The following is a 25,399-nucleotide window of genomic DNA, read 5'->3' as shown; positions in this document are numbered from 1 at the left end:
GCGCCGCGCATCCGGCGCGCCTTCGATCCGGAGCCGAGCGCCAGCAGGCGGATGGCCCGTCCGTCGGGCAGCTTTGGATCGGGAAGCGCCAGCAGGATTTCAAAATCGGGCTTCATTTTTTTGCGTTGCTTCGCATCGCGGGGCAAATCGCCTTCGATCAGGGGGATCAGCTGTCCCGGCTCCATTCCGTCCAGGTCAAACACGGCAAGGCAATGCGCATCATCGGCAACAACATACAGCATGGAGCCGCACACGACCATCCCGCTTGCCGCCGAGAAAAAGGCATGGCCGGAAGGCTGCGGCGTGTCGACCGTCAGTTCTCGCATGTGAGTCAGGTGCATGTGGCGTGCTTAGCACAATCCCACCCCCACAAAATCAAATAGAATCACCCGCCACCACGCAGCGCGTGCCTTTCACCGCGTCCCCTAAATTCCTGGGACATCTCCCTAATCAGACCTTCACCCCGACCGCATCAACGCTTCATCAAGTGCCTGCAAAAATCGTGACCGGTCGGCTTTGGCAAAGGGTGCGGGGCCTCCGGTGTCCCTGAGGACCAATGATAGAGCAAGCCATCAACAGATTTGACAAATAACCATATAGGTGATAAATATCGTCAAATGACAACCACAAAAACCTCATCATCCGACACCGCCGCTACTAACGTCGCTGCCACCACCGCCGACACCGCTCCTCCTCCCCCTGCCGAGGCGCTTGCGTCTATCGACGAGGATGAAGCCTCCACACCCATTGATTACGACCCCGCAGAATATCGTTGGGTCCCCGTGCGCCGTCGCCCGCGCTCTGATGGCTGGACGGAGGAGAAGCAGCGGCGATTTATCGAGGTGCTGGCCGATACCGGGCGCGTCGCGCTTGCGGCAAAGGCGGTGGGCCTGTCGCGGCAGGCGGCTTATGAACTGAAACGTTCGGGCGATGGTTCTGCTTTTTCGCGGGCATGGGATGCGGCGCGGCTGCATGCGGGCGCGCTGCTCGAAGATATCGCCTTTGACCGCGCGATTGAAGGCCGCGAGGAAAATGTTTTCAACGAATTTGGCGAGGTGATTGCAACCAAATATGTGCCCGACAACCGGATGCTCACCTTTCTTTTGAAGCATTTGATTCCCGATCGCTATGGCAATGCGGCCGCTGCGGGTGCCAGCGCGGGTGCCAGCGCGGGTGCCGGCGCGGTTGGTAATGCGGGTGGGTCCGTCACGGTCCCGGTCACCATCGATGCCTGCCTGCGCGAAATGGAGCCGCAATTGCCCGCGCCTGCGGAAACTTTATTGGGGGCCGAAACATTATCTAACGAGCTGGAAATTGCCGACATCATGGATGGCAGGCTGCCGCAATATCTCACCGAAATGCGGGCCGAAAAGACCGAGGCGCAATTGATGGCGGCGCGATATGCCCGCGGCAAGGCGGCGTCCGAAAAGTGCAATGCCAAGGAAAAGCTGAGCGATGCGGAATTTTCCGATATGTGCTTTTATCTCGACCCCGGCAGCGCGCAGGAGCAGCCGCGCCGTCGCTATAAATAGGCGTTTTAGCTGTCAATTTAGTGTCAACTTTGGGCCTGGCCTTGGGTTGGGGACAGTCCCCAGGGGGACAGTCCCCGCATGAATTCTACGGGGACTGTCCCAACCGGGACTGTCCCCAACGCCGCCGCCCGCGAGAATTCTACGGGGACTGTCCCGACCGAGACTGTCCCCAACGCGCCCGCCCAAATCCAGTCCATTTTGGCTTCATCTCCGCTTGCCAACTATATCTATGCCTATAGTTTCGTGTCAGCCACTACGTCTGGGGGAAGGTCGTTAGATGGATAATCGCAGTGTCGAGATTGCACGCAAAAAGGCGCAGAAACATTCGGGCAAAGGTCGGCATGCCGACTGGAAAGGCCAGGACAGCAATCCCGCCTTCTTCGTCCGCGCCGTACCTGCGATTCCCCCGATTTTTCCTCCTGATATTATGCCCGAACGGCGCTCTCCTTCGCCCGATCCTGCGGCGGCCCTGATCATTCCGGTGGCGTTGCGGGCGGTGTCGGCTTCGCCTGTGGTGCGCAATTCGGCTTCGCCTGCTGCGAAAGCGGAGCCCGCTGCCAAGCCCAATGCGAAAACCAAAAAAGCAGCTTCAACCAAAGCGGTCGCACGCAAGCCCCGGGTCGCAAAGCCGAGAGCAAAAGCAGCACCCCTCCCAAAAGCCGCAGTTCGCAAGCCCCGTTCTGCGGCCAAAATACCGCGGCCGACCGCCGATACGCCTGTGATTGTGCAAAGCCATCCGGTCGCAGATCCCATACCCTCTTGCCCGCCCACGCCGTTGCCGCGTGCGCGCTCGGTCACGGTGTACCGGAAAAACGGCGTTGTCGATGTTCTGGGCTATTGGATGCGAAGCCGGGTTTCCGACCTGCTCAAGCTTTTTTCACCACGCCCAAAACTCGCAAGACCCGCCCCCAAAATGGCCGATCTGATCGCCGAAAATACGGCATTACGGCAAGAGATCGCCCGGCTGCGCGCGCTTATTTAAAAAGCACTTTCCTACAAACCCCGCCTTATGTTCCTATGGCGTAATGAGGCTCGCCTTGTTCTTCGGATTCGTTGACTTAATGCTATGATGGATACATTCCCCATTTCGGTTTGCGCATCTTTTGTATCTTTAAGCGCGAAATCGGGGGTATTTATGAACGAACGGGTATTCGTGACTATCATCATCGCGGCGGCATCTGTGTTTACCGCTTTGTTCGTTTATTGGTGCATTCCGCCGTTAATTGCGGACCCTGATATCGTTGGCGCTTTGGCGGCCGGCTTTGTTAATCCTTACTCCAGCGGCTATTCGGCGGATGTGCTGTCCTGCTGGGTGATATTGACCGCATGGATTCTTTACGAACGACGTATATATGGAGTGCGCCATGGGCTTTGGTGCATATTATTGGGAATGGTTCCCGGTGTGGCGGTAGGCTTTGCCTTATATCTATTGCTCCGGACACGGCAATTGAGGCATACCGCCCGCTGAAGATTGGAAAAGCTGTTTATGAGTAACCCTAAAAACTACCCGCCGAGCTGGTTCAGCGTTGGCATGGACGCATGGGCGCTTGCCGCCGAATCCAATATGGTCATCGCCATGCGGATGGGCGCTCTGGCCTTTGGCGGCCCCTCGGCCTTGAAAGAGGCGGAGCGCATGGTCTCCGAAAAGCTGTCCGCAAATATGGCATTGGGCGCGGATATTGTGACCGGAAAACTCGGCCACAGCCCCGAACAGATCATGAGCGGCAGCATCGCGCATTATTCGCGGAGCGTCACGGCAAACAGAAGGCGTTTGGGCTGGGAATAAAAGGACGGTTCTTTATGGCGAAAATCCTCGGCCTTGGCGGCCTGTTTTTCAAATCTGTTGATCCGGCGGCGACAAACGCATGGTATTCGGATGTCCTGGGGATCAAAGTGGAGCCGTGGGGGATCATCTTTACACCCGATGCGGCGGCGGCGCACCCCGGGGCGGCGACGGTGTTCTCGCCCTTCAAAGCCGACACCGATTATTTTGCGCCATCGGACAAGGAATTCATGTTCAACCTGATGGTTGATGATCTCGACGCGATGCTGGCGCGCTGCGCCGAACATGGGGTGACGCCGGTCAAGACTTTCCCTGACGAAGCCAATGGCCGATTTGCCCATATCATGGACCCGGAGGGGCGAAAGATCGAATTGTGGCAACCCATGCCGATGGAGTGAGTGGCCGGTTTGACGATTTTATCGGGCTTCAAGTCGTTGTAGTTTGCTAATTCATAGAAAAGCGGGTATGATAGGCTTTGCTATCGTCGACCGCGACGGAATTTGAGGCGCGTGTCTGGCAATGAAGTTGGCGCGCGCAGACGTTTTCCTACCACGACTTGGCTTCCCACGCTGCGCTGTTGCGGTGTGGTCACCTGTTTCGTGAAAGGAACATCAATATGCCTACTGGCACCGTAAAATTCTTCAATGCCGACAAGGGCTATGGCTTTATCGCACCCGATGGCGGCGGCGATGACAGCTTCGTCCACATTTCAGCTGTACAGGCTGCAGGTATGCACTCGCTCGATAAAGAGCAGCGCGTAAATTATGAAGTCGAAATCGGCCGTAATGGCAAGGCTTCGGCTGTGAACCTGTCGCAAGCTGACTAATCCGTCGGCTTCCAAGTTGAAAAGGGCCGCTGTTACGCGGCCCTTTTTTGTTTATGTCCGCGTGTCTTTCCGGCGTTCACCAACGCGGCGTTCGCCTTTACGGCGCTCTGGCCCGGAATAGTCGGTGTCGGTGTCCTTCCTACGCTCGCCCTCGCGTCGCGGCGGTTCGGAATTTTTCGTATCGTCTCGGGTGGTCATTGAAACCCCTTTGATAGGCAAACCCAAAGCGTAATAGCCATAGGTTAATGATTATACTGCGACAAAGACGGCCGGATTTCAATGGCGTTTGCGAAACGGCCAATCGATCACTTCGCCGACCCACAAAGCGAGCCAGATCAATACTGGTTGAAAGGCCAATCGGGGGCCATGATAGCTCCATCCCAAATCAACGCCACCGATCATGATGTCATTCAATGCGTGGTTGAAATTGGCGGGCCAGACGCAAACGGCATAAAGCGCCAACCCGACGCCTGCGGCCTTCCGGAATCGGGGAATGAACAAGCCGACAGCCCCGGCAATTTCGGCGATGCCCGTCATCAACACCACAAATTCAGGAAAAGGCACCCAGTCAGGCGTAATGGTGATAAAACCGGCAGGAGATCTAAGATGTGCAATCCCGGCGGCAAAATAAAAAATCGCCAGAATTATTCTCAAAACAGTTTTTGCCATTATCTTTTACGAACAAATTCGGCGCGGAGAACCAGCCCTTTGATGCCGTCAAACTTGCAATCAATTTCTTGCGCGTCACCGGTAAGCCGTATCGATTTAATCAAGGTTCCGCGTTTCAGTGTCTGGCCTGCACCTTTAACGACCAAGTCTTTGATCAACGTAACCTGGTCCCCATCTACCAAAATGTTACCAACCGCGTCGCGAACTTCATTGCTATCGGTTGCAGAATCCTTGTTGCGTGCCTCTTCGGCGCTGATCCATTCACCCGACGCTTCATCGTACACATAATCGTCGTCGTTGCTCATAAACTGCTCCAATCCAATTTTTATTGACGCCGTTCGTAGCGGCTAAAGCATGAAAGCGAAAGCCAGTTGCAATTTGCAACGATGTCAGTAAGATTTTTGACGGAGAAGACCGGAGAGAACAAAATGGCAAAAGTGGAAGCAACTGTAGATGTATTGATCGTAGGCGCGGGCCTCTCCGGAATTGGTGCTGCGGCGCATTTGACGATGCAATGCCCGAACAAAAGCTATGCCATTGTCGAGCAGCGCGCCGACATGGGCGGAACGTGGGACTTGTTTCGGTATCCGGGTATTCGCTCCGATTCCGACATGCATACATTAGGATATCGTTTCAAACCGTGGCTGCACGAAAAAACGATAGCGGACGGTCCGGCTATCCACGAATATATTCACGAAACAGCGACAGAGTTCGATATTAACCCCCACATTCATTTTGGTCATCGTGTGATGACGGCAAACTGGTCCAGTGCTGATGCGCGGTGGTATGTGACAGCAAGGTCGGTGAAAGGTGGCGCGGATCGCCATTTTGCGGCCCGGTTTTTGTTTATGTGCTCCGGCTATTATGATTATGATGAAGGATATCGACCCGACTTCCCCGGAGAAAATGACTTTAAAGGGCAAATTGTGCATCCCCAGCATTGGCCGGAAGATCTTGACTATGCAGGTAAAAAGGTCGTGGTCATCGGTTCAGGTGCAACAGCGGTAACGATTGTACCGGTGATGGCGCAAAAGGCGGCGGATGTAACGATGCTCCAGCGATCACCAACCTATATGGTGTCACGACCCGCGCGCGATCCGTTCGCCAATAGATTGCGTAAAATTTTGCCGGAAAAAATTGCCTATGCCATCACCCGGTGGAAGAACATCAATCACCAGCGTTTCACATATTGGTATGCCCGACGCAACCCGGCGAAGTTGGGTGCGAAACTGGTGGATATGGCGCGTCAGGAATTGCCTGAAACGGTCGATGTCGAAAAGCATTTTGTGCCCAGATATGGTCCTTGGGAACAGCGGCTTTGCCTCGTTCCAGATAGCGATATATTCAAGGCAATATCCAACGGCAATGCGAGGGTGGTTACGGACCATATCGACCGCTTTACCAAGACCGGTATCCAGCTCAAGTCTGGTGATCACCTTGATGCCGACATTATCGTAACGGCCACGGGCCTTAATCTCGTCACGATGGGTAAAACCGCGATGAGCATTGATGGTGTGCCGATCAATTTTGGGGATCACTTCAATTATAAGGGCGTGATGTATAACGACATCCCGAACCTTGCGAGTGTATTTGGCTATATCAACGCGTCGTGGACATTGAAAACCGATATAGTCGCAGATTATGTTTGCCGGTTGCTTTGGAAAATGGATGACAAGAATGTAACAGTGGCAACGCCGCATCTGGATGATGTGAATATGCCCAGATTGCCCTTTGTTTCGGATTTTAGCTCGGGCTATTTCGCCCGGTCCTTCGATAAATTACCGAAAAATGGCGATCGCCATCCGTGGCGCGTGTTGCAAGATTATACGGCGGAAAAAAAGATATTGTCCGAAGACCCCGTCGATGATGGCGTCATGGTATTTTCCAATCCCGCTGTCGTTGAGCGCGAAAGGGTGGCCGAAACGTTGATGGCGGCGGAATAAAATAATCTGCGTGCTTTGATCTTTCCGGTCTATTCGGGATCTCTCACGGTCGCTGCAACTTGCCGCGATTCAGGGACCGCATTGGGGGCAAGGATTTGGGGCCGTCTCTTTACGATCCAAATCAGGAGCGAAAGTCCCAGCAAGGCGAAAATGGCCAACGCGCCCATCGACCAAGTCATGAAGCTTCTCATTTGGTTGGCATGTGCGATCAACGCAGGCGGTTCGGTAGAGGATTTAACATCCCAATATTCCACCTCAAATGGACCGCCGTCGGGACGGTACAATCGAATTTCCGCGCTTGTCCAATTCGTGCCTTTGTGCGCCGCATATATGACGCTGATTTCGTTTTGATTCGGACCAAAAGTGCCGGCTTTGGGGATATAAATTGCAGGCGTAAGCGGTGGAGATTTTTTAAGCAATGCGGCCATATCGTCAAATTGCGCGCGGCTGTCATCGACGAATGAAGTGGTCATGCGTTTTTCGATTGTTGCCTGATCACCGCGCTTTATTGCAGCAAGAAACGGCGATGTGATTGCCGCCACATCTTCAGGAAGTGTGACAGGAACCACTTCACTTTGTCTATGGGACAGGGGAGTAAAAGAAGATGCGACAAACGCAAGAATCATAAAAATATGTGACATTCCTGAAAAAACTCCCGTTTGCACCCCTTTGCCGCTATCGGGGTATCTATGCGTTATGACGAATTGATTCAGCCTGACAACGGCCAACCCGCAATACCCATCCAAATAGTTGACAAAATCGGCTTCGAAACGTGGCTTTCGGAGCAGACGGATGCCGTGCGGACCGCAACTAAAGCCCAGAAATTCGAAGGTGCTCTCAACGATATGGCTATTTTGCCGGACGATAGGCCCGGCGAATGGTCTATCGTGGCCGGAGTAACCGACGCGGGGAAGTTGACCATATGGTCATTATCAAAACTTGCGGAAGCCTTGCCCGAAGGGAATTACCGATTGGTCGATGGCGAGGCCGGTGACGCCATGATAGGCTGGATGCTGGGGCATTATCGCTATCAGGAATATGTGAGCGAGCCAAAGATTACCGGCGCACGCGTCCTGCTGGTGAAAGAGCCGGGGGGCATTGCCAGCGTGGTGTTACAAGCGGCAGCAACATCTTTGGTACGCGATCTTGTAAATTGTCCCGCGGCGGACATGGGCCCCAATGCCTTAGAGGCGGCGACCAAGCGCATCGGCCACTCCCACAAGGCAGAAATCTCAGTCGTAGGCGGTGAAGCGCTTGAAACGGGCTATCCTTTAATTCACGCAGTCGGCAAAGCTGCAATGCGAGACCATGCACCGCGACTTATCGAACTAATATGGGGCGACGAACGACACCCGCGTGTGGCGATTGTCGGCAAGGGCATTACGTTTGACAGCGGCGGTTTGGATATCAAGTCCGCCAGTGGCATGCGTATCATGAAAAAGGATATGGGCGGCGCCGCCCATGCCTTGGCTCTTGCAGAACTCATTATGGCAGCGCATCTGCCGGTGCGTTTGCATCTGTTAATTGCAGCCGCGGAAAATAGCATATCAGGTAATGCCCTGCGTCCCGGTGATGTGGTCAAAAGCCGGAAAGGTATTACTGTCGAAATCGACAACACAGATGCCGAAGGCAGACTTGTTCTTGCAGACGCGTTAACGAAAGCTGTTGAAGACAAAGCGACACTGATTGTCGATTTCGCAACGCTGACCGGTGCGGCTCGGACGGCATTAGGTCCGGATTTGCCCGCGATGTTCAGCAATCATGATGACGTGGCGTCCGGCTTGTTATCGGCGGCAAATGCGGTAAGCGATCCCGTTTGGCGGATGCCCTTATGGGCGCCTTATGCAGAAATGCTGGACAGTGACATTGCGGATACTGCGAATAGCGGTGGCAGTTTTGCGGGCGCGGTTACGGCTGCTTTATTTATGCAGAAATTTGTGCCCGATGATATATCCTGGGTGCATCTGGATACCTATGCATGGCGACCCGTGAGCAAGCCCGGGCGGCCCAAAGGTGGTGAAGCACTTGGGTTGAGGGCAGTGTTTCGCTATTTGACGGACACTTATCCGGTCCGCTAAGGGTGGAGGTGAAAAGAACCGTCGGGCCGATGAAGGTTGTCAAACACATCATTGATCGGCTTGAACTTTACGGCGTGACAGACCCGCCCTTGGCCGGATTGACGCAAGTGGGGAAAAGATAGTTGGGCACGAAAACAACAGGCGACCGGCCAATATACACTCTAACAGGGCACAGCTTGACGGGTGATAGACGGACAACGCCTATCAGGGGGGACCTTGCGGATATCAGCCTGGCTGGTAAATTGTTCGCTCCGCATTATGCCGTGCCCATGTTACGTACCGGCATCGCGCCTGTCACCGTAATTCATGCTGAACCGCATGCAACCGCAATGCCCGTAAGCGCCTTGATGCATGGCGAAGAATTTGCTGTGCTTGACGTCGCTGGCGAATGGGCGTGGGGATATTGCCTGCATGATAATTATCTAGGCTATTTGCGCTTCGCTGGGCTGGGCGAAGATTTTGACGCCACGCATATTGTCAGCGCAGCCGCGACTTTGCTGGTTGCAGCGCCTATCGCCAAGGCTCCGGTTCTGGCTCGGTATCCGATGGGTGCACAATTGGCTTGCGGCGCTCCAAGCGAATGCGGCACATATCTGGCCTGCGAAAATGGATTTGTCCCGCAAGTGCATCTATCTGAAATAGGCGGCGTCACGCCGTCGCCGGTCGATTTGGCGGAGCGCTTGATCGGCGCCCCCTATAGTTGGGGCGGACGAAGCGGCGATGCGATTGATTGTTCCGGTCTGATCCAACTGGTCTTCGGGTTGAAAGGCGTTTTGGCGCCGCGCGACGCCGATATGCAGCAAGCTGAATTTGGCGACGATTTGCCTGAAGGTGCTTCGCTTATGCGCGGCGATCTGGTGTTTTTTCCGGGCCATGTCGGCATTATGGCCGATTCCGAAAATATCATTCACGCCAATGGTAAAGCGATGGCGGTTAGTGTGGAGCCTTTGTCGCAAGCAGCAGCAAGATTTGGGGCAGCCGAAGAAGCAATTGTTGCCCGCAAGCGCATTATACTATGACCAGTTCGGTATTCATCGATGGCGCGGCTGGCACGACGGGGCTGGAAATTGCCGAACGCCTTGCAGGGCGTGACGAATTTTCGCTTATCACGCTTGACGATGAGCAGCGTAAAAATGTGGCGGCCAGACGTCAGGCGCTGAACGATGCCGACTTTGTAATTCTCTGCCTTCCGGATGACGCCGCAAAAGATGCTGTTGCAATGACAAACTCTGCCAAAACACAGATAATCGACGCCTCGACTGCGCATCGGGTGGACCAGAACTGGACATATGGATTTCCGGAATATCGAAAAGGCCAGCGGGATCGAATTGCAGCCGCCCGGTTTGTGAGTAATCCTGGCTGTTATCCGACCGGTTTTCTGGGATTGGTTGCGCCTCTGGTCGCCGCTGATTTAATACCGGAAGACTGGCCTTATACGGTAAACGCTGTGTCGGGATATTCAGGCGGCGGGAAAGCTTTAATCGAGCGGTTCGAAAGCGGCGATGGGGCAGATATCGGTTTCCGTACTTATGGACTTGACTTGAGCCACAAGCACGTTCCCGAAATGCAGATCCATGCCGGCCTTGGTCTTGCGCCGATATTTTCCCCTGCCGTTGTGCGCGCCTTTCGGGGGATGATGGTCGAGGTGCCATTGCCTATTTCGGTCATGCCAGGAAGCGACAGCCCGGAGGATATGCGGGACGCATTGGCTGCACATTATGCAGCTTCTCCTGTGGTCACGGTTCATGACCAACTTGCTCCGTCCGAACTCCTGATCCTGAATACGCAGGAACCGTCCGATCGGCTTGATCTTTACGTTTTGGGGTCGCCGGACAACACGCAAGTGCGTTTGTTGGCGATGCTGGACAATCTGGGCAAGGGCGCCAGCGGGGCCGCAGTGCAGAATTTGAATATCATGGCGGGGCTGGACGAAACTGCTGGGCTGCGCTTGTGACGACCATGGGACGGAATGAAGCACAAGAGGGTTGACGGGAAAATATTGCCCTATTATATGGACGTTATAGGGTCAAAATAACGGACATAATATGGAAACGCCATCTTCTGCCACTTTACGCGAAATGCCTGCGACGTTTCGGGCAATGCCGACCTTTGCCCCCTTTGCTGATGCCGGGTTTCTTGGGGCCTGCTTTACCAAATCCGGTGACGTTGACATCGCCTATCTTGCGGACCTGTTTCGCATGTCCAAGGCGCAACTGGCCGAAACGGTCGGACTGCCATTGGCAACCGTCATTAAAACCAACCGCATGAAAGCGCCAAAGGCGCAAGGCAGGATGACCGAAATGCTGGAAATCATCGCACGTATCAAAAATTGGGCGGGCAGCGATGCTCAAGCAATGGCTTGGTATCGGGCGCAACCCATTCCCGCTTTGGACGGTCGGACCGCCGAATCTTTGGTGAAATCGGGCGACGCGGCGGCTGTGCGCGATTATCTTGACCATATGGCCTTAGGCGGTTTTGCTTGAATTTTAACGGCCGCGCCTATCGCGCGCATGATCCACGATGGTCATTTGATCCCACCTCTGGAACAGGCGCGGCCATTTCCGGTGGCCGCTTCAATATAAGGGGGCAGGCGGCGCTCTATCTTTCGCTCGAACCGATTACTGCTTTGGCCGAATGCACACAGGGCTTCGCGCGTCGGATGCTGCCCTTGACCTTATGTGAATATGACATTGCGTGCGAAAAAGTGGCAAACTTGACCGATGGGCAAACATACCAGACACTTGCGATTGACGAAATAGACATGGCCTGTGCATGGCTTGTCTTTCAGCGCGGCGGTAAAATCGCACCTTCGCAAAGGATCGCCAAATTTTTGGTGGCCGAAGGTTTCAACGGGGCACTGGTGCCCAGTTATGTTCCGGGCATCCACGATGGCGCCACTAATCTGGTGCTGTGGAACTGGAGCGACACCCCGCCTTGCAAGGTGACGGTTTATGATCCAGAAGGTCGATTGCAGAATAAATAATAAGCGCCTCAATAAGGCGGCTTGTCAAAACCCTTTGGGCTGGCGGTAAAAATCTCGCATCCGGTTTCGGTAATGCCGATGCTATGTTCGAATTGCGCCGACAGGCTCCGGTCGCGGGTAACCGCCGTCCACCCGTCTTCCAAAACTTTGCCTGCCGCCTTGCCGATATTGATCATCGGTTCGATCGTAAAGATCATGCCCGGGCGCAATTGGGGGCCAGTTCCCGGCCGACCGACATGCACGATTTCGGGCGCGTCGTGAAACAGTTGGCCTAGGCCATGGCCGCAAAAGTCGCGGACCACGCCGTAGCGATGCTTTTCCGCATGGGCCTGTATCGCATGACCGATATCGCCCACATGGTTCCCCGGTTTTGCTTGATCGATCCCCAGCATAAGACATTCATAGGTCACTTCGACCAGGCGCTTGGCTTTAACCGGAACATCGCCGACCAGAAACATTCGGCTGGTGTCGCCGTGCCAACCGTCCAGTTGCGGAGTCACGTCGATATTGACGATGTCGCCATCCTTCAGCTTCTTTTCCGACGGGATACCGTGGCAGATGACATGGTTGATCGAAATGCAGCAGCTATGCGTATAGCCGCGATACCCCAAGGTCGCCGGAACCCCGCCGCCACGCATCGTCATTTCGCGCACAATATCGTCGAGTTCTTCTGTACGGACGCCCGGCACGACATGCGGCACCAGTGCATCGAGGATCTCAGCCGCTAGGCGGCCAGCCTTTCGCATGCCTTCAAAGCCTTCGGCCCCGTGCAATTTGATGACCCCGTCGCGCGAGAGGCCCGCTTCAGCGGGTGTAACTTCTACATATTGATCCATGCAAACGACATAGAGCGTTTTTCCGCACTTTGCGAGAGGGGTATTTATGCTATCGCAGTCGCATGACAGAATCCCGCATCTATACCGCCGCGCTCGTAATCATCGGCGACGAAATCCTTTCTGGCCGCACACAGGACAAAAATGTCGCGCAAATTGCGCTGTGGCTGAATATTCAGGGCATCCGCCTCAAGGAAGTGCGCGTGGTTGCAGACGATATGGGTGCGATTGTCGAAGCGGTGAACCTGCTACGTGCGCGCAATGACTATCTGTTTACGACAGGTGGCATTGGTCCTACGCATGACGATATAACCGTCGATGCAATTGCAGCGGCGTTGGGGGTTGAGGTTGTTGTCCACCCAGAAGCAAGCGCGGTGCTGCATAAATATTACGAGACGCGGGGAGGGATCAATCCCGGGCGGCTGCGAATGGCACGTGTTCCCGATGGTGCGGAGCTCATTCCCAATAAAATGTCTGGCGCGCCAGGCATTCGGCACGGGAATATCTTCATCATGGCCGGCGTTCCGCATATAACAGCGGGTATGCTTGACGCCCTGACCGGTACATTAGAGGGTGGCGCTCCATTATTGTCGCACCAAATCGGGTGTTGGGTCGCAGAAAGCGAAGTAGCCAAATTGCTTGGCGATACCGAAAAACATCATGAAGGGTGCCAGATCGGCAGCTATCCTTTTTTTCGCGAAGGCAAGGTCGGGGCCAATTTCGTGGTGCGCACGACCGACGCACACATGTTGAATGAATGTGTCGAAGCCTTGATATTAGGGTTGCGCGGACTGGGCTATGACTGCGTTGACGGTGGAATTTAAGCGCAGTTTCGTCGGCGCGTTCATCTAGCGTCAACAGTCACTCAGGATATTGAGACCGTAATGCATATAATGTCCAAAGCTTTCGTTTTCGCGGCTCTGCTGCTGTCTTCAAATGCGTATGCTCAATCTGCAGCGCCTGTCAGCCAGGCCGGCGAAAAGCCTGCAAGCGTGCCGTGGCTGTATGAAGGCAGCGATGTACCGGTCGACGAGAGCTGGACATTCGGCGTTCTTCCTAACGGGTTGCGCTACGCGGTCAAAAAAAATGATGTACCTTCAGGACAAGTATCCATTCGTGTCCGTATAGATGCCGGTGCATTGCACGAAAATAATGAGGAGCAGGGCTTCGCTCATCTGATCGAGCATTTGTCGTTTCGGGGTTCGACTTTCGTACCCGATGGCGAGGCCAAGCGCATCTGGCAGCGTTTCGGCGTTACATTCGGCAGCGACAGCAACGCGCAAACAACTCCGACGCAAACGGTTTACAAGCTTGATTTACCCTCCGCAACGCCGACTACACTCGATGAATCGGTCAAGATCATTTCAGGTATGATTCGTAATCCGCGTATCTCGGAGACTGCCCTCAACGCCGAGCGTGCTATTGTCCTTGCCGAACTACGTGAAAACAGCGGTGCACAGCTGATTTATAGTGATGCCCTTCGTCAACATGCGTTTCAAGGACAGCGACTTGCGAACCGGTCAACGATAGGAACACCGGAAACTCTACACGCGGCGAGCGCTGAGGCATTAAATGCCTTTCATGACCGTTGGTATCGACCAGAAAATGCAGTAATCGTTATGGCCGGTGACATCGAACCGTCCCAGCTTGCCAATCTTGTCCAGAAATATTTCCATGATTGGCAAGGTACTGGACCCCGTGCGCCGGAGCCAGAATTTGGTGATCCCACCCCGCAAGGTACGCCTACGCGAGTGCTGGTGGAATCAACATTACCGTCAACCGTCAGTATTGCCTATTTGCGCCCGTGGCGTAAAGTTGATGATACAATAGCCTATAACGAGCAATTGCTGGTCGATGCCTTGGCATTGCAAATTATCAATCGACGGCTGGAAGTTCAGGCACGAGGAGGCGGAAATTTTCTGTTCGCCGAAGTGGCTCAAGAAGATATTTCGCGCACTGCCGACGCGACGCTGGTCTCCATTACGCCGGTCGGCGACAAATGGGAAGCCGCGACCAAAGACGTCAGGTCGGTTATTGCCGATGCCAATGCGACGCCGCCATCGATCGCGGATATTGATCGCGAACTCACGCTGTTTGGCAACGCGTTGCGGACCATGCTTGACAGCTATCCGTTTGAAGCTGCGGCAAAGCAAGCGGATGACATTGTAAACGCCGTAGACATTCGTGAAACCGTGGCAGCGCCTAAAACAATTGTTCAAGTCTTTGAGGGTATGAAAGGCAAGTTCACTCCAGAACGCCTGCATGCATCAACTAAATCCCTGTTCAAGGCTGATGCTACCAGATTGATGCTTTCTTCGCCGACGCCGGTCGTCGATGCCGACAAAAGAACGCTGTCGGCCTTAAGCGAAGTCGTTGCAGCCAATAAAGGTGCAAGGCTCGCCAGTACATCACTCGGTTTTGACGCGTTACCAAAGCTTGGGCCGCCCGGCAAAGTCTCGTCGGAGGAAACCTTTTCCCGGCAATCTATGACCAGACTTGAACTTTCGAACGGTGTTCGTGCTCTGCTTTATCCGAACCAAGCGGAAAGTGGCCAAATCCGGGTCATGGTCAGGTTTGGCAAAGGATACCAATCGGTCACTCCGGAAAAAGGAGGGCTGTTATGGGCTGGTCGTTATGTCTTGCCCGAAAATGGCATCGGAAAGTTAAAGCGCACCGAAATTGACCAAATGGTCAACGGTCGAAGGATCGAACTCAATTTTGAGATTGAGGACGATGCGTTTGAATTTGCCGCCAATACACGCCCCGATGATCTCGCCGATCAATTGACGTTAATCGCTACAAAGATTGAGCATCCCGGCTGGGACCCGGCACCTGTGGAGCGTGCAAAGGCATTGGCAACGTCAGGCTATGACAGCTTTGAAATGTCTGCGACGTCGGTACTGCAGCGCGATCTCGAATATCTGCTCCGCAACAAGGATCTGCGCTGGAAAGCGGCGTCGCCTTCCGATGTCGCCAAAATCGATGCAGCGTCGTTCAAAGCATATTGGTCGCCGTTGCTTTCGCAAGGGCCGGTCGAAGTGCTCTTATTTGGCGATTTTGAAAAGCAAGCAGCCGTAACAGCGCTTGAGGCAAGTTTTGGCGCGATGAAAGCACGCAACGCCGTCATGCCCCCTGCGACCGCGCAGTCGATAAGCTTTCCCAAGTCGTCCGCGATGCCCATTCGCTTGACCCACAAGGGATCGGCTGACCAGGCTGCAGCTGTCATAGCTTGGCCAACTGGGGGGGGGATCGATGGCATTACCGAGGGGCGTCAGCTTGAAATTCTGGCGGCTATATTCCGGGACCGGCTGTTTGAAAAATTCCGGGCAGAGCAGGCGGCAAGCTATAGCCCTGACATGACATCGCAATGGCCCAAGGATTTTTCCAGCGGCGGTTATTTGATGGCTTATACACAGGTGAAACCCACTGATGTCGATCGTTTTTTCAGCTTTGCTGATGAGGTTGCAGCCGACCTTTCGGTCAACCCGGTCAGTACCGATGAATTGAATCGTGCCGTCGAACCGATGAAGCAATATGTCGAACGCGCCGCGTCCGGGAATACATTCTGGTTGAACAATCTGAAAGGCGCGACACAAGACCCGGCGCGCTTTACCGCGCTGGGGCGACTATACAGCGACTATGCCAATGTGACGCCTACCCTGCTGCAAACGCTTGCCAAGCGCTATTTCGTTAAAGACAAGGCATGGACGCTGGTGGTCGCACCAAAAGCCAGCGGGGCCAACAATCAGGCGGGTTCGCGATAGCTCTCATGGCTTGGCTTTGCTGACCACAACGCCACGCGGCTATTCCGGAAAACGGTTGAATTTCGGAAGGCTTTCCAACCCTATAGTCCATGACAACTGCTCGACCGCTTGCACCTGCAAAAGCGGAGCGAGGGCTTCGGGATTGTCTAATGTGCAGGTCTGGATATCTACCAGACCGGGCAACGCTTCTTCATTCACATAAAAGAGGCCTGTGCCGCATTGCTTGCAGAAATGACGAACAGCGTGTTCGGAGGAGCGGAAGGATTTGATATCACCACTGGATTCAAAATCAGATGAAGAAAATGCGGCCCAACTGACAAAGGGTGCGCCGGCGGATTTTCGGCAATCGGTGCAATGGCATACAGATACATGTTGAGGCACGCCGCCAACTTTATACCGCGCTGCACCGCAGTGACATCCGCCTTCATAGGTCATTTCATTCTCCTTCACATTGCTCGAAGCCTAGCAAAGAAATGAGAACATTTAAAGAACATATTTGGAGAGGTCGGTATCCTTGGCGATTCCGGATAGCTGTTTGCTGACATAATCGGCATCAATCGTCAAAGTTTCTCCTTTGCGATCCTCCGCTTCAAAACTGATCTCTTCCAAAAGCTTTTCCATGACCGTTTGCAACCGGCGTGCTCCGATATTTTCGACCGTTGCGTTCACGTCGATCGCAATACGCGCAATTGCATCAATAGCGTCCTCGGTGAAATCCAGATGGACTTCTTCGGTGGCCAACAAAGCTGCATATTGTTGTGGCAGATTAGCCCGGGTTTCGGAAAGGATACGGACAAAATCTGCATGCTCCAATGCGCGCAGTTCGACCCGGATGGGCAAACGCCCCTGCAATTCGGGAAGCATATCGCTCGGTTTTGAAACATGGAAAGCACCCGAGGCGATGAAGAGAACATGGTCGGTCTTCATCGGACCATATTTGGTCGCCACCGTTGTGCCCTCGATCAACGGCAGCAAATCGCGCTGCACACCTTCGCGGCTGACTGATCCGCCGCGCACGTCAGAAACCGCAATCTTGTCTATTTCATCGAGGAAAACGATGCCATTGGCTTCGGCATCGGCCAATGCCACACGGTTGACATCGTCTTGGTCAAGCCGCTTTTCCGATTCCTCTTCGACAAGCTTTGCCCATGCGTCGGGAACCTTCATCTTGCGACGCTTCAGATTGTTCTGGCCAAAGGCTTTGCCCATCATTTCGCCGAGATTTATCATGCCAACATTGCCGCCCATGCCGGGAATTTCCATTGGCATAGTCGGGCTGTCTGACACTTCGATTTCGATTTCCACATCGTCCATATGCCGGTCAAGGATACGCTGGCGAAATGCTTCGCGGGTTGCTTCGCTGGCAGTTTCACCGGCCAGCGGCTTTAACATACGCTCCATGGCAGCCGCCTCGGCGGCTTCACGCACCGAGCCCCGCCGCCGCTCCTTTTCCAGGCGCACAGCCTCTTCGGCCAAGTCGCGGGCAATTTGCTCAACATCGCGGCCGACATAACCGACTTCGGTAAATTTGGTTGCTTCGACTTTGATAAAGGGTGCATCGGCCAATTTTGCGAGCCGCCTGCTGATTTCGGTTTTACCGCAACCCGTGGGGCCAATCATAAGGATATTTTTCGGCGTCACTTCATCACGCAAGTCTGCACCAAGCCTTTGTCGCCGCCAGCGGTTACGTAACGCGACAGCGACAGCTTTCTTGGCATCGACTTGACCGATGATATGTTCATCAAGCGCAGCAACAATGGTTTTTGGAGTTAAATTCTGGATCATTATTTGAATTCCAAGCAGATATTAAGAAGCCGAATCTAGAACTTCGACAGTCAACTGATCGTTTGTGTAAACACAAATTTCCGCAGCAATTTTCATCGCGTGTCGCGCCAGTTTTTCGGCCTCTGCCTCATAATCGACAAGTGCGCGTGCGGCCGAAAGGGCAAAGTTACCACCTGACCCGATCGCGGCAATGCCATCATTGGGTTCGAGAACATCACCATTGCCGGTCAGGATCAGTGTCACATCCTTGTCGGCAACTATCATCATCGCCTCCAGATTGCGGAGATATTTGTCGGTGCGCCAGTCTTTGGCGAGATCGACCGCCGCGCGCATTAACTGCCCACGATGTTGTTCGAGTTTGCGTTCCAGACGTTCGAACAACGTAAAGGCATCGGCTGTCGCTCCGGCGAAGCCACCAATGACGGAGCCATCATGCAACTGACGAACTTTACGGGCATTGGGCTTCATGACCGTCTGTCCCATCGATACTTGACCATCGCCCGCGATGATGACTTTGCCATTTTTGCGGACCGACAATATGGTCGTGCCGTACCAGATGTTGCTGTTGTTATGTGCGTGATTATCCATCAGCCGGATATGGTGTCACTGATGAGTGAGTGCAAGACGCCGGGCCAGATTAAGCCCGTCTGTCCTCCAACTGGCGCTCCCATGCCAACGCGTGCTGAACAATTGTGTCCAGGTCGTCATATTTGGGTTGCCAGCCAAAGCGGGCGATAATGCCGCGATTGTCTGAAATCAACGAATCCGGATCGCCGGCGCGCCGGCCTTCCATTTTGCGGACAAGCTGGTTATTTGTCACGCGGTCCACGGCATCGAGAACCTGCAATACCGAATAACCATGGCCATAGCCGCAGTTAAGCGTGTGGCTTGTCGCAGGATCAGCGGTGAGTGCTTCCAATGCAATGACATGTGCTGCCGCAAGATCGGCGACATGTATGTAATCACGAACACCCGTGCCGTCGTCTGTAGCATAATCTGTACCATAGACGCCGACGCTGTCCCGTTTACCAAGTGCAGCTTCAACGGCGATTTTGATCAGATGGGTTGCCCCCAATGTGGATTGCCCGCTACGTCCCTTGGGGTCGGCACCAGCGACGTTGAAGTAACGCAAGGCGCAGTAATTGAAATCATGCACAGCTGCGACATCGCGCAACATGAATTCGGTCATCAATTTGGATGTGCCATAAGGGTTGATGGGTAACGTGGGCATATCCTCGCGCACCGGGCTTTCCTTGGGAATGCCGTAAGTTGCCGCGGTGGATGAAAAGATCATGTGCCGAATGCCAGCTTTTATGATCGAATCGATCAGGGAACGGGTCTTCGCGGTATTATTGTGGTAATATTTGAGCGGATTTTCCACCGATTCCGGCACGATGATTGAACCGGCAAAATGCATAACGGCGTTGATGTCTTCCTTTGCGAAGATATCGGCCACCAATGCTTCGTCGGATATGTCGCCTTCGTAAAAAGGCGCTTCTTCGGCGACGGCCCATCGGAACCCGGTAACCAAATTGTCTATTACGACCGGCCTATGACCTGCATCCAACAACGCCAGAACGGCATGACTGCCAATATATCCCGCCCCGCCGGTGACGAGAACATTTAGCTTATCAGTCATTTATCATTTCTCCAGTCGGGGCGATGGGACGCTTGCTTGCCAAGCAATTATTTCATTTGTCTGAAAAACGGGTAAAAAAAAGGCGACCTTTCGGCCGCCTTTTCTAAATTCACTACCTGATCAACTCAGGGGCTGGTTGGCTCATCGTCGTCGTTGCCAGCAGCGATAACGATACCGCCGATAACAGCAACAGCAGCCAGAACAGCGACGATAACGCCACTGCCACCGCCGAGCTTGCTTTCTTCCTTGGTGGAAGCGCCAGCGCGCTTAACCTTGGAAGCAGCAACCGCCTTTACTGAAGGCGAAAGTGATTCAGCCATTACTGGCGCGCTGATGAGGGCAGCGGCTGCTACTGCAGCGAGAGAAATCTTACCGAAACGCATTTTGTGCTCCTTTTTTATTGCGAAGTGCGTTGCACTCGGCAGGGTCACTGACACAAACCATGTGGCATTTCAAGCATTGAATGGCCAAATACCGCAGAAATGTCTCAATTTATCGGACTGTTGCATTTTTCATACAGTATAACAATGTGCGGGCAGGCATAGAATATTAACCATATTCTAACGATCAAAGAGATTCAGGATGAGGCAAAAGCAATGAGAATAGCGGTTCACCAGATGTGCAGCGACACCACAACTACACACAATATCGTAAAAATGGTCGCCGCTATTTACCAAGCTTCCGAAGCTGGCGCGAAAATGTATTTCGCGCCTGAAATGTCTTTCATGCTGGATAAGGACCGCAATAGAGCGGCCAAAAGCATAGTTTCCGAATCAGAAAATGAAGGTTTGAAATATCTGGCCGATGTTGCCGGGAAATGCGGGATGTGGGTGCATATCGGGTCAATGCCGATTTTGGATCAGGCGTCAGGCAAATATGCAAACCGGTCAATTGTCATCGATGCCAATGGTCACATTCGGGCACGTTATGATAAAATGCATCTTTTTGATGTCGACCTTTCAACGGGTGAAAGTTGGCGTGAATCTTCCGCTTATTTAGCAGGATCCGGGCCTGTCGCAGTGCAATGCCCATTGGGACTGATGGGCCTGTCCATCTGCTATGACTTGCGATTTCCTGATCTCTATAGCGCCTACGCAAAATCGGGCGTTGACGTTTTGGCGGTTCCCGCCGCATTCACTGTGCCCACCGGCCAGGCACATTGGCACGCTCTGCTTAGGGCGCGGGCGATTGAAGCTCAGGCTTTTGTGATTGCTGCGGCACAATCCGGTACGCATGAAGATGGCAGACGCACTTTCGGCCATTCGCTGGTTATCGATCCGTGGGGCGAAGTCCTTCTGGATATGAACGAGACGGAAAGCATTGGTTACGCCAATTTGGACTTTAAGCGTATCGCCGAAGTAAGAAGCCAGATACCCGCGCAACATAACCGGCGCGATATTACGATGCCCGTCGAAATTTGCTAGAGGGCTGATACCTTGACCAACGCCCCATCGCGCACCACATGGCGCGCATGATAACGTTTGGATCAATCTTTTTGGGCAATCATCTATGGACGAGCCTTTCAGTGCTGTCCGGTGTGATTGTCCTCATTAGCAGCTTGGCCGACCGCGGGCGCAGCAGGCGAAAAAATATCGAAGCGGTAGGGTTCATGCCGTGGACAGCGATCACCGTATTCGCGGTGCTTTCCGCCGTAATTTCGGCGGCACTCGCAATAAAAGGTGTTTAACCCAGGCAGGCTTCCAAAAAGGGCTGGTCAAAGCCGAATTGTCGCGCTTTTTCCAAGGTATAGGGCCGAACACCACCCGCGACCCACTCACCGTGGATCTTCCCGTCGGCGTCTTCATCGCGATATTCGAACTTGAACAGGTCCTGCGTCACGATGACGTCGCCTTCCATACCGATAACTTCGGTGATCTGGGTGGTACGGCGTGAGCCGTCGCGCAGACGCTTAACCTGAACGATCATATCGACCGATTCGGCGATCTGGCGCGAAATGGCTTCTTTCGGGATCTTGATGTCGCCCATCAAAATCATGTTTTCCATACGGCCAAGGCACTCGCGTGGATTGTTGGCGTGAAGCGTACACATGGAACCGTCGTGGCCGGTGTTCATAGCGGCGAGAAGGTCGAAACACTCCGCGCCACGAATTTCGCCTAGGATGATACGGTCAGGACGCATACGCAAGGCGTTCTTTACAAGATCACCAATGGTAATCGCGCCTTCGCCTTCAAGGTTCGGCGGGCGGGTTTCCAGAGGGAGCCAGTGCGGTTGCTGCAAGCGCAATTCTGCAGCGTCTTCAATCGTCAGCACGCGCTCGCCCGGGTCGATCATTTTCGACAGGGCGTTGAGCATCGTCGTTTTACCGGAACCCGTACCGCCCGAGATAACGATGTTCATCCGCGATGCACCCGCGATTTTCAGCGCGGTGGCCATCGGTTCCGACATGGAGCCGAAGCCCTTGAGCATATCGATGGTGATCGGCTTTTCGGAAAACTTACGAATCGAGATAGCTGTGCCGCGCAACGAGAGCGGCGGCACAATGACGTTCACACGGCTGCCGTCTTTCAAACGGGCATCGGCAAGCGGGGTCGTTTGGTCGACACGGCGGCCGACCTGGTTCACGATGCGCTGGGCAATCTGGAACAGATGCTCTTCATCCCGGAACTGGATGGGCGCGATCTGCAGCTTGCCCTTTTTTTCGATATAGGTCTGCAGGGGGCCGTTGACCATGATATCGGAAATTTCGGGGTCGCCGAGCAATTCTTCGAGCGGACCAAAACCGAGAAGTTCGTCCACCAGCACCTTTTCGAGTGCAAATTGCTCGCGGCGGTTAAGCGTTAGTTTGAGTTCGGCCAAAACTTCAAGAATGATGGGCCGGAATTCTTCGGTCAGCTCTTCCTTGTTCAGCGAAGCTGCCGCTTCAGGGTCGACGCGTTCCAAAAGACGGGGGAGCACCTGCTCCTTGATCTTGTGGACCGACGCTTCAAAGCCTTGTGGGCCCTCATCAACCGCGGCCACCGAACTCGCACGCTCGGACAGGCGTGACATGGCGTCTTGCATGGGTGTTTGCGGTGTCGGCACGCCACCGGGTAGCTCAACCGAATGCAATGGTGGAAACTGCTCGCCACCTTCGGGTAGTTGCGGCTCGGGTTGGGGAGAGACGGGTGGTTGCGGCGTATGATTGGATGGCGAAGAACCACCGCCGGTCATGGGTCGCGCAACGCCAAAAGACGGACGTCCCGGTGTTAGGCCTGGTTTCTTGCCAAATGCACTCACAGCTTTACCGCTCCGATTTAGTTTAGTTGCAACGTAAATGGTTGCTACCGGCAAATGGTGAATAAATCGGTAATGCTATCATTTTAGCATCTGTGTAGAGAGCTATTCATCGCTCTATCTATCCGGCTCATCGAGCCTTAAGGCTTTGGCAGATTCAGGGAATTTTAAGTGCATAATCAATCGGCCCGATCGGGTCTCTTATTCGCCTTATGCGGTTTTGCACTGTTGTCATGCGGTGATGCCGTGATCAAATCAATCGCCGGAGCATGGCCCGGAACGGCTGTCGCCGCGTTGCGTTATTCGGTCGGTGCGGCGGGGCTTGGGGTGTTTCTTTTCGTAAAGGAAGGAAGGCGAGGTTTTGCACTGCCGAACCCGCCAATTCAATTGATGCGCGGTGCAGCAGTCGCCGCCGCGACTATCCTGTTCTTCTCGTCGATCTTCCTGATGCCCTTGGCCGAAGCGACGGCGATCGGATTTACCACGCCGATGATCACCGCATTGTTAAGCGCACTGATCTTGAAGGAGCGCACGGGTAAAGCCACTTGGATAGCATCGCTTGCCGCATTTGCGGGGGTACTGATCATCCTGCGGCCGAATGTGGCGGCCTTGGGTTGGGTCGCGCTCATGCCGCTCGCCGCAGCCTTGTGCATGTCGCTGATGATGATGGGAAACCGCGCGGTTGCCGGGAAAGGCTCCCCCTTATTGATGCAATTCCTGGTGGCATCCATCGCCGTTCCCTTTGTGGCCGGTGCCGCGGTGATTGGCCATTTTTCAGGATTTGCACCGCTTCATGTCGGTTTGCCTGACTGGACGATTGTAGCGCGGGCTTGCATCGTTGCCGTATCGGCAAGCTTTGCGCATTGGCTGATTTTTATGGGTACAACTCGGGCATCGGCCGCCGAAATTGCGCCGATGACCTACATCCAATTACTGATCGCGATGGCGCTGGGAATCCTGCTATTCGGTGACTGGCCCGATCTGACGTCATTATTGGGGTCGGCGATCATCATTGGTGCAGGGTTATTTTTATGGCACCAAAAACCCGCCGTCAGGTAAAGAGAAATGGCGCTGATTAAGCCTAGGTCCTGGTTTTAAGCCAATGCGACCCACAGATATGCGATAACGGCCATTCCGGACAATATGGTCCTGACCCCGTGCAACCGATTCCACCGCTCCAACATTGCGCGTGTTTCCGGCCCCACATTGTCCAAATCGATGGCATTCAGCCGGTTATTGAGCGGCAGGATGCCGAACAGGGTATAGGGCCAGTTTGCGATCATGAGCACGGCGCCACCGGCCCAGTGCCAGTTGCCCGTAAACCAAGCCGAAGCAAGCCCGGCCAAGCCACTTAAAACCGCAAGCCCGCCTTGCAGGTTAAACGCGCGGGCGTAGCTCGGTGACCATTGCGCAAGTGCGTTTCGATCATCCAGCAGCATCCGCGCAGGATGTTCCGCAACGTTGATATAAAGCGCTGCGCCAAAAAAGGTGGCTGCGAGTGTGAGTGCAATAAGGCCTAAAAGCATCGGACGTCTCCCCATGTTCATCGTGGCATAAGCGGCACCACCAGGCAAATTCGAAAATCCTTTCGCCACAGACCTTCAGGGCGAGGCTTTGGGAATCAACGCCACAGTTACGAACACCTGAATGCCTCTGCCTTCATCACGGACCAATTGTGGTCCGTTGACGATCGTGATCATATGGCCTGATTTGATAACCAGCTCATCTTTCATATAGCCGCTGGCCGTGCCCGATCTGCGCGTGTCATAGACCCATGATGACGTGGCGCGCAGACGGTCGACGAAGTCGATCCGCGCATTAAGAGCGGCGTCGGTGTCCGACACCACGACCCGGCAAGCTGTTGAATCGACCGCGGTAACAATGAAAACAGAACTGCCGCTGTCACCTATTTTCGCAAAAAGGGGATTGGCAGGAAACAAAGGAGCCGAATTGTCCCGAACATCCTGCGACACGCTTTCGACCATCCGCACGCCAAGCTCTGCCAGTTGGTCGCTGTGGGCAATGGATAAAATTCCGTCGCGTAAGATATGTTGTGCGCAGAGCTTGAAACCGAGCTCGATACGGTCACTCACTTCCGCAACCTGATCCTTGAAGTTGGAAGGTGTTTCAGCGGCAATGGCCGGTGCCAGAAGGAGACCCGGCCAACATTGGGCTTAGGCGGCCTCGACGACCCGTTCGGCCAAGATCGTCAGGCCTTTTTCATTCACTTCGGCAAAGCCACCGGCAATGGTCAGCTTTTCAGGCGTTGCGCCCTGCGAAGCATAGATTTCCAACGCGGCGTCGCTGCGCAGCGTGCTCATGATCGGGCT

31 protein-coding genes are annotated in these 25,399 nt (G+C 54.2%); 17 read left to right on the top strand and 14 right to left on the bottom strand.

Annotated features, from left to right (window positions below):
* A partial coding sequence (locus tag ACKVOS_RS13370; protein WP_409212486.1) for a DUF6929 family protein occupies positions 1-326 on the bottom strand: 326 nt, incomplete at its 3' end.
* A 291-nt stretch (positions 327-617) separates the two neighbouring features.
* Here ACKVOS_RS13370 and ACKVOS_RS13365 point away from each other — a divergent pair.
* From ACKVOS_RS13365 to ACKVOS_RS13340, 6 genes are all read left to right on the top strand, one after another.
* Complete coding sequence (locus ACKVOS_RS13365; protein WP_409212485.1) at positions 618-1,532, top strand: hypothetical protein; 915 nt, start codon at positions 618-620, stop codon at positions 1,530-1,532.
* Between the two features lie 277 nt (positions 1,533-1,809).
* Entirely contained in the window at positions 1,810-2,514 is a 705-nt protein-coding gene (locus ACKVOS_RS13360; protein WP_409212484.1) for a hypothetical protein, read from the top strand.
* A gap of 153 nt (positions 2,515-2,667) precedes the next feature.
* Positions 2,668-3,000: a DUF2834 domain-containing protein gene (locus tag ACKVOS_RS13355; protein WP_409212483.1), complete on the top strand. Its 333-nt coding sequence runs from the start codon at positions 2,668-2,670 to the stop codon at positions 2,998-3,000.
* A gap of 18 nt (positions 3,001-3,018) precedes the next feature.
* A complete protein-coding gene (locus ACKVOS_RS13350) occupies positions 3,019-3,318 on the top strand; it encodes a hypothetical protein (protein ID WP_409212482.1) in 300 nt (99 codons plus the stop codon).
* A gap of 14 nt (positions 3,319-3,332) precedes the next feature.
* Positions 3,333-3,713 (top strand): VOC family protein, encoded by a 381-nt coding sequence (locus tag ACKVOS_RS13345; protein WP_409212481.1) that lies wholly within the window; start codon positions 3,333-3,335, stop codon positions 3,711-3,713.
* 218 nt (positions 3,714-3,931) lie between these two features.
* A complete protein-coding gene (locus ACKVOS_RS13340) occupies positions 3,932-4,141 on the top strand; it encodes a cold-shock protein (protein WP_160353422.1) in 210 nt (69 codons plus the stop codon).
* 51 nt (positions 4,142-4,192) lie between these two features.
* Here the strand turns inward: ACKVOS_RS13340 and ACKVOS_RS13335 are convergent, their stop codons facing one another.
* The 3 genes from ACKVOS_RS13335 to ACKVOS_RS13325 all read right to left on the bottom strand — a co-directional run bounded on the left by ACKVOS_RS13335 (position 4,193) and on the right by ACKVOS_RS13325 (position 5,115).
* Positions 4,193-4,339 (bottom strand): hypothetical protein, encoded by a 147-nt coding sequence (locus ACKVOS_RS13335; protein WP_409212480.1) that lies wholly within the window; start codon positions 4,337-4,339, stop codon positions 4,193-4,195.
* A gap of 78 nt (positions 4,340-4,417) precedes the next feature.
* The gene (locus tag ACKVOS_RS13330; protein WP_409212479.1) at positions 4,418-4,810 is read right to left on the bottom strand and encodes a DoxX family protein; all 393 of its coding nucleotides are present in this window, start codon (positions 4,808-4,810) and stop codon (positions 4,418-4,420) included.
* Positions 4,810-5,115 (bottom strand): alkylphosphonate utilization protein, encoded by a 306-nt coding sequence (locus ACKVOS_RS13325; protein ID WP_409212478.1) that lies wholly within the window; start codon positions 5,113-5,115, stop codon positions 4,810-4,812. The genes ACKVOS_RS13330 and ACKVOS_RS13325 overlap by 1 nt, the downstream gene beginning before the upstream one ends.
* Before the next feature lie 123 nt (positions 5,116-5,238).
* Between ACKVOS_RS13325 and ACKVOS_RS13320 the strand changes: the two genes are divergently transcribed.
* Positions 5,239-6,753 (top strand): flavin-containing monooxygenase, encoded by a 1,515-nt coding sequence (locus ACKVOS_RS13320; RefSeq protein WP_409212477.1) that lies wholly within the window; start codon positions 5,239-5,241, stop codon positions 6,751-6,753.
* A 29-nt stretch (positions 6,754-6,782) separates the two neighbouring features.
* Here ACKVOS_RS13320 and ACKVOS_RS13315 read toward each other — a convergent pair whose 3' ends face one another.
* Entirely contained in the window at positions 6,783-7,394 is a 612-nt protein-coding gene (locus ACKVOS_RS13315) for a hypothetical protein (protein ID WP_409212476.1), read from the bottom strand.
* A gap of 48 nt (positions 7,395-7,442) precedes the next feature.
* Between ACKVOS_RS13315 and ACKVOS_RS13310 the strand changes: the two genes are divergently transcribed.
* From ACKVOS_RS13310 to ACKVOS_RS13290, 5 genes are all read left to right on the top strand, one after another.
* Positions 7,443-8,831 carry a leucyl aminopeptidase family protein gene (locus ACKVOS_RS13310; protein ID WP_409212475.1) on the top strand — a complete coding sequence of 463 codons (1,389 nt, stop codon included), beginning with the start codon at positions 7,443-7,445 and terminating at the stop codon, positions 8,829-8,831.
* 176 nt (positions 8,832-9,007) lie between these two features.
* A complete protein-coding gene (locus tag ACKVOS_RS13305) occupies positions 9,008-9,850 on the top strand; it encodes an NlpC/P60 family protein (protein WP_409212474.1) in 843 nt (280 codons plus the stop codon).
* Positions 9,847-10,785: an N-acetyl-gamma-glutamyl-phosphate reductase gene (gene argC, locus ACKVOS_RS13300; RefSeq protein WP_409212473.1), complete on the top strand. Its 939-nt coding sequence runs from the start codon at positions 9,847-9,849 to the stop codon at positions 10,783-10,785. Before ACKVOS_RS13305 ends, argC begins: the two co-directional genes overlap by 4 nt.
* Before the next feature lie 91 nt (positions 10,786-10,876).
* Positions 10,877-11,314, top strand: a complete 438-nt coding sequence (locus ACKVOS_RS13295) for an antitoxin Xre/MbcA/ParS toxin-binding domain-containing protein (RefSeq protein ID WP_409212472.1) — start codon at positions 10,877-10,879, stop codon at positions 11,312-11,314.
* Entirely contained in the window at positions 11,311-11,814 is a 504-nt protein-coding gene (locus tag ACKVOS_RS13290; RefSeq protein ID WP_409212471.1) for an RES family NAD+ phosphorylase, read from the top strand. The genes ACKVOS_RS13295 and ACKVOS_RS13290 overlap by 4 nt, the downstream gene beginning before the upstream one ends.
* A gap of 8 nt (positions 11,815-11,822) precedes the next feature.
* On the opposite strand, the gene map is transcribed toward ACKVOS_RS13290, so the two are convergent.
* Positions 11,823-12,650, bottom strand: coding sequence for a type I methionyl aminopeptidase (map, locus tag ACKVOS_RS13285; RefSeq protein WP_409212470.1), 828 nt, complete (start codon positions 12,648-12,650; stop codon positions 11,823-11,825).
* Between the two features lie 62 nt (positions 12,651-12,712).
* On the opposite strand from map, the gene ACKVOS_RS13280 reads away from it, so the two are divergent.
* Together ACKVOS_RS13280 and ACKVOS_RS13275 are read left to right on the top strand one after the other, a co-directional pair.
* On the top strand, positions 12,713-13,471 hold the full coding sequence (locus ACKVOS_RS13280) for a competence/damage-inducible protein A (RefSeq protein WP_409212469.1): 759 nt from the start codon (positions 12,713-12,715) through the stop codon (positions 13,469-13,471).
* A 69-nt stretch (positions 13,472-13,540) separates the two neighbouring features.
* Positions 13,541-16,411 (top strand): M16 family metallopeptidase, encoded by a 2,871-nt coding sequence (locus ACKVOS_RS13275; protein ID WP_409212468.1) that lies wholly within the window; start codon positions 13,541-13,543, stop codon positions 16,409-16,411.
* Positions 16,412-16,450: 39 nt separating this feature from the next.
* Here ACKVOS_RS13275 and ACKVOS_RS13270 read toward each other — a convergent pair whose 3' ends face one another.
* The 5 genes from ACKVOS_RS13270 to ACKVOS_RS13250 all read right to left on the bottom strand — a co-directional run bounded on the left by ACKVOS_RS13270 (position 16,451) and on the right by ACKVOS_RS13250 (position 20,218).
* Positions 16,451-16,846, bottom strand: coding sequence for a GFA family protein (locus ACKVOS_RS13270; RefSeq protein ID WP_409212467.1), 396 nt, complete (start codon positions 16,844-16,846; stop codon positions 16,451-16,453).
* A gap of 48 nt (positions 16,847-16,894) precedes the next feature.
* Complete coding sequence (gene hslU / locus ACKVOS_RS13265) at positions 16,895-18,196, bottom strand: ATP-dependent protease ATPase subunit HslU (protein ID WP_409212466.1); 1,302 nt, start codon at positions 18,194-18,196, stop codon at positions 16,895-16,897.
* Positions 18,197-18,217: 21 nt separating this feature from the next.
* Positions 18,218-18,784, bottom strand: a complete 567-nt coding sequence (gene hslV, locus ACKVOS_RS13260) for an ATP-dependent protease subunit HslV (RefSeq protein ID WP_409212465.1) — start codon at positions 18,782-18,784, stop codon at positions 18,218-18,220.
* A 49-nt stretch (positions 18,785-18,833) separates the two neighbouring features.
* The gene (galE, locus tag ACKVOS_RS13255) at positions 18,834-19,835 is read right to left on the bottom strand and encodes a UDP-glucose 4-epimerase GalE (RefSeq protein ID WP_409212464.1); all 1,002 of its coding nucleotides are present in this window, start codon (positions 19,833-19,835) and stop codon (positions 18,834-18,836) included.
* A 125-nt stretch (positions 19,836-19,960) separates the two neighbouring features.
* On the bottom strand, positions 19,961-20,218 hold the full coding sequence (locus ACKVOS_RS13250) for a hypothetical protein (RefSeq protein WP_409212463.1): 258 nt from the start codon (positions 20,216-20,218) through the stop codon (positions 19,961-19,963).
* A gap of 213 nt (positions 20,219-20,431) precedes the next feature.
* Here ACKVOS_RS13250 and ACKVOS_RS13245 point away from each other — a divergent pair, with 213 nt between their 5' ends.
* A complete protein-coding gene (locus tag ACKVOS_RS13245; protein ID WP_409212462.1) occupies positions 20,432-21,259 on the top strand; it encodes a carbon-nitrogen hydrolase family protein in 828 nt (275 codons plus the stop codon).
* Between the two features lie 47 nt (positions 21,260-21,306).
* Entirely contained in the window at positions 21,307-21,522 is a 216-nt protein-coding gene (locus tag ACKVOS_RS13240) for a hypothetical protein (RefSeq protein ID WP_409212461.1), read from the top strand.
* Here the strand turns inward: ACKVOS_RS13240 and ACKVOS_RS13235 are convergent.
* Positions 21,519-23,072, bottom strand: coding sequence for an ATPase, T2SS/T4P/T4SS family (locus ACKVOS_RS13235; protein ID WP_409212460.1), 1,554 nt, complete (start codon positions 23,070-23,072; stop codon positions 21,519-21,521). The genes ACKVOS_RS13240 and ACKVOS_RS13235 overlap by 4 nt on opposite strands.
* Before the next feature lie 168 nt (positions 23,073-23,240).
* Here ACKVOS_RS13235 and ACKVOS_RS13230 point away from each other — a divergent pair, with 168 nt between their 5' ends.
* The gene (locus ACKVOS_RS13230) at positions 23,241-24,128 is read left to right on the top strand and encodes a DMT family transporter (protein ID WP_409212459.1); all 888 of its coding nucleotides are present in this window, start codon (positions 23,241-23,243) and stop codon (positions 24,126-24,128) included.
* A gap of 35 nt (positions 24,129-24,163) precedes the next feature.
* Here the strand turns inward: ACKVOS_RS13230 and ACKVOS_RS13225 are convergent, their stop codons facing one another.
* The gene (locus ACKVOS_RS13225; RefSeq protein ID WP_409212458.1) at positions 24,164-24,595 is read right to left on the bottom strand and encodes a DUF1772 domain-containing protein; all 432 of its coding nucleotides are present in this window, start codon (positions 24,593-24,595) and stop codon (positions 24,164-24,166) included.
* Between the two features lie 75 nt (positions 24,596-24,670).
* Positions 24,671-25,162: a hypothetical protein gene (locus ACKVOS_RS13220; protein ID WP_409212457.1), complete on the bottom strand. Its 492-nt coding sequence runs from the start codon at positions 25,160-25,162 to the stop codon at positions 24,671-24,673.
* Positions 25,163-25,399 lie beyond the last annotated feature (237 nt).

This window comes from Sphingorhabdus sp., from assembly GCF_046154385.1.
GTDB lineage: Bacteria > Pseudomonadota > Alphaproteobacteria > Sphingomonadales > Sphingomonadaceae > Sphingorhabdus_B.
Note: the sequence above shows the minus strand (reverse complement) of the source record. Positions and strands in the feature narration are given on the sequence as shown.

What these genes read in the sequence shown, in the direction of transcription:
- ACKVOS_RS13320 (WP_409212477.1), top strand. Translation starts at nt 5,239, where the DNA reads ATGGCAAAAGTGGAAGCAACTGTAGATGTATTGATCGTAGGCGCGGGC.
- ACKVOS_RS13240 (WP_409212461.1), top strand. Translation starts at nt 21,307, where the DNA reads ATGATAACGTTTGGATCAATCTTTTTGGGCAATCATCTATGGACGAGC.
- ACKVOS_RS13250 (WP_409212463.1), bottom strand. Translation starts at nt 20,218, where the DNA reads ATGCGTTTCGGTAAGATTTCTCTCGCTGCAGTAGCAGCCGCTGCCCTC.
- ACKVOS_RS13280 (WP_409212469.1), top strand. Translation starts at nt 12,713, where the DNA reads ATGACAGAATCCCGCATCTATACCGCCGCGCTCGTAATCATCGGCGAC.
- ACKVOS_RS13270 (WP_409212467.1), bottom strand. Translation starts at nt 16,846, where the DNA reads ATGACCTATGAAGGCGGATGTCACTGCGGTGCAGCGCGGTATAAAGTT.
- ACKVOS_RS13340 (WP_160353422.1), top strand. Translation starts at nt 3,932, where the DNA reads ATGCCTACTGGCACCGTAAAATTCTTCAATGCCGACAAGGGCTATGGC.
- ACKVOS_RS13225 (WP_409212458.1), bottom strand. Translation starts at nt 24,595, where the DNA reads ATGCTTTTAGGCCTTATTGCACTCACACTCGCAGCCACCTTTTTTGGC.
- ACKVOS_RS13355 (WP_409212483.1), top strand. Translation starts at nt 2,668, where the DNA reads ATGAACGAACGGGTATTCGTGACTATCATCATCGCGGCGGCATCTGTG.
- ACKVOS_RS13275 (WP_409212468.1), top strand. Translation starts at nt 13,541, where the DNA reads ATGTCCAAAGCTTTCGTTTTCGCGGCTCTGCTGCTGTCTTCAAATGCG.
- ACKVOS_RS13365 (WP_409212485.1), top strand. Translation starts at nt 618, where the DNA reads ATGACAACCACAAAAACCTCATCATCCGACACCGCCGCTACTAACGTC.
- ACKVOS_RS13325 (WP_409212478.1), bottom strand. Translation starts at nt 5,115, where the DNA reads ATGAGCAACGACGACGATTATGTGTACGATGAAGCGTCGGGTGAATGG.
- hslU (WP_409212466.1), bottom strand. Translation starts at nt 18,196, where the DNA reads ATGATCCAGAATTTAACTCCAAAAACCATTGTTGCTGCGCTTGATGAA.
- ACKVOS_RS13360 (WP_409212484.1), top strand. Translation starts at nt 1,810, where the DNA reads ATGGATAATCGCAGTGTCGAGATTGCACGCAAAAAGGCGCAGAAACAT.
- map (WP_409212470.1), bottom strand. Translation starts at nt 12,650, where the DNA reads ATGGATCAATATGTAGAAGTTACACCCGCTGAAGCGGGCCTCTCGCGC.
- hslV (WP_409212465.1), bottom strand. Translation starts at nt 18,784, where the DNA reads ATGGATAATCACGCACATAACAACAGCAACATCTGGTACGGCACGACC.
- ACKVOS_RS13350 (WP_409212482.1), top strand. Translation starts at nt 3,019, where the DNA reads ATGAGTAACCCTAAAAACTACCCGCCGAGCTGGTTCAGCGTTGGCATG.
- ACKVOS_RS13345 (WP_409212481.1), top strand. Translation starts at nt 3,333, where the DNA reads ATGGCGAAAATCCTCGGCCTTGGCGGCCTGTTTTTCAAATCTGTTGAT.
- ACKVOS_RS13295 (WP_409212472.1), top strand. Translation starts at nt 10,877, where the DNA reads ATGGAAACGCCATCTTCTGCCACTTTACGCGAAATGCCTGCGACGTTT.
- argC (WP_409212473.1), top strand. Translation starts at nt 9,847, where the DNA reads ATGACCAGTTCGGTATTCATCGATGGCGCGGCTGGCACGACGGGGCTG.
- ACKVOS_RS13330 (WP_409212479.1), bottom strand. Translation starts at nt 4,810, where the DNA reads ATGGCAAAAACTGTTTTGAGAATAATTCTGGCGATTTTTTATTTTGCC.
- ACKVOS_RS13310 (WP_409212475.1), top strand. Translation starts at nt 7,443, where the DNA reads ATGCGTTATGACGAATTGATTCAGCCTGACAACGGCCAACCCGCAATA.
- ACKVOS_RS13245 (WP_409212462.1), top strand. Translation starts at nt 20,432, where the DNA reads ATGAGAATAGCGGTTCACCAGATGTGCAGCGACACCACAACTACACAC.
- ACKVOS_RS13315 (WP_409212476.1), bottom strand. Translation starts at nt 7,394, where the DNA reads ATGTCACATATTTTTATGATTCTTGCGTTTGTCGCATCTTCTTTTACT.
- ACKVOS_RS13335 (WP_409212480.1), bottom strand. Translation starts at nt 4,339, where the DNA reads ATGACCACCCGAGACGATACGAAAAATTCCGAACCGCCGCGACGCGAG.
- galE (WP_409212464.1), bottom strand. Translation starts at nt 19,835, where the DNA reads ATGACTGATAAGCTAAATGTTCTCGTCACCGGCGGGGCGGGATATATT.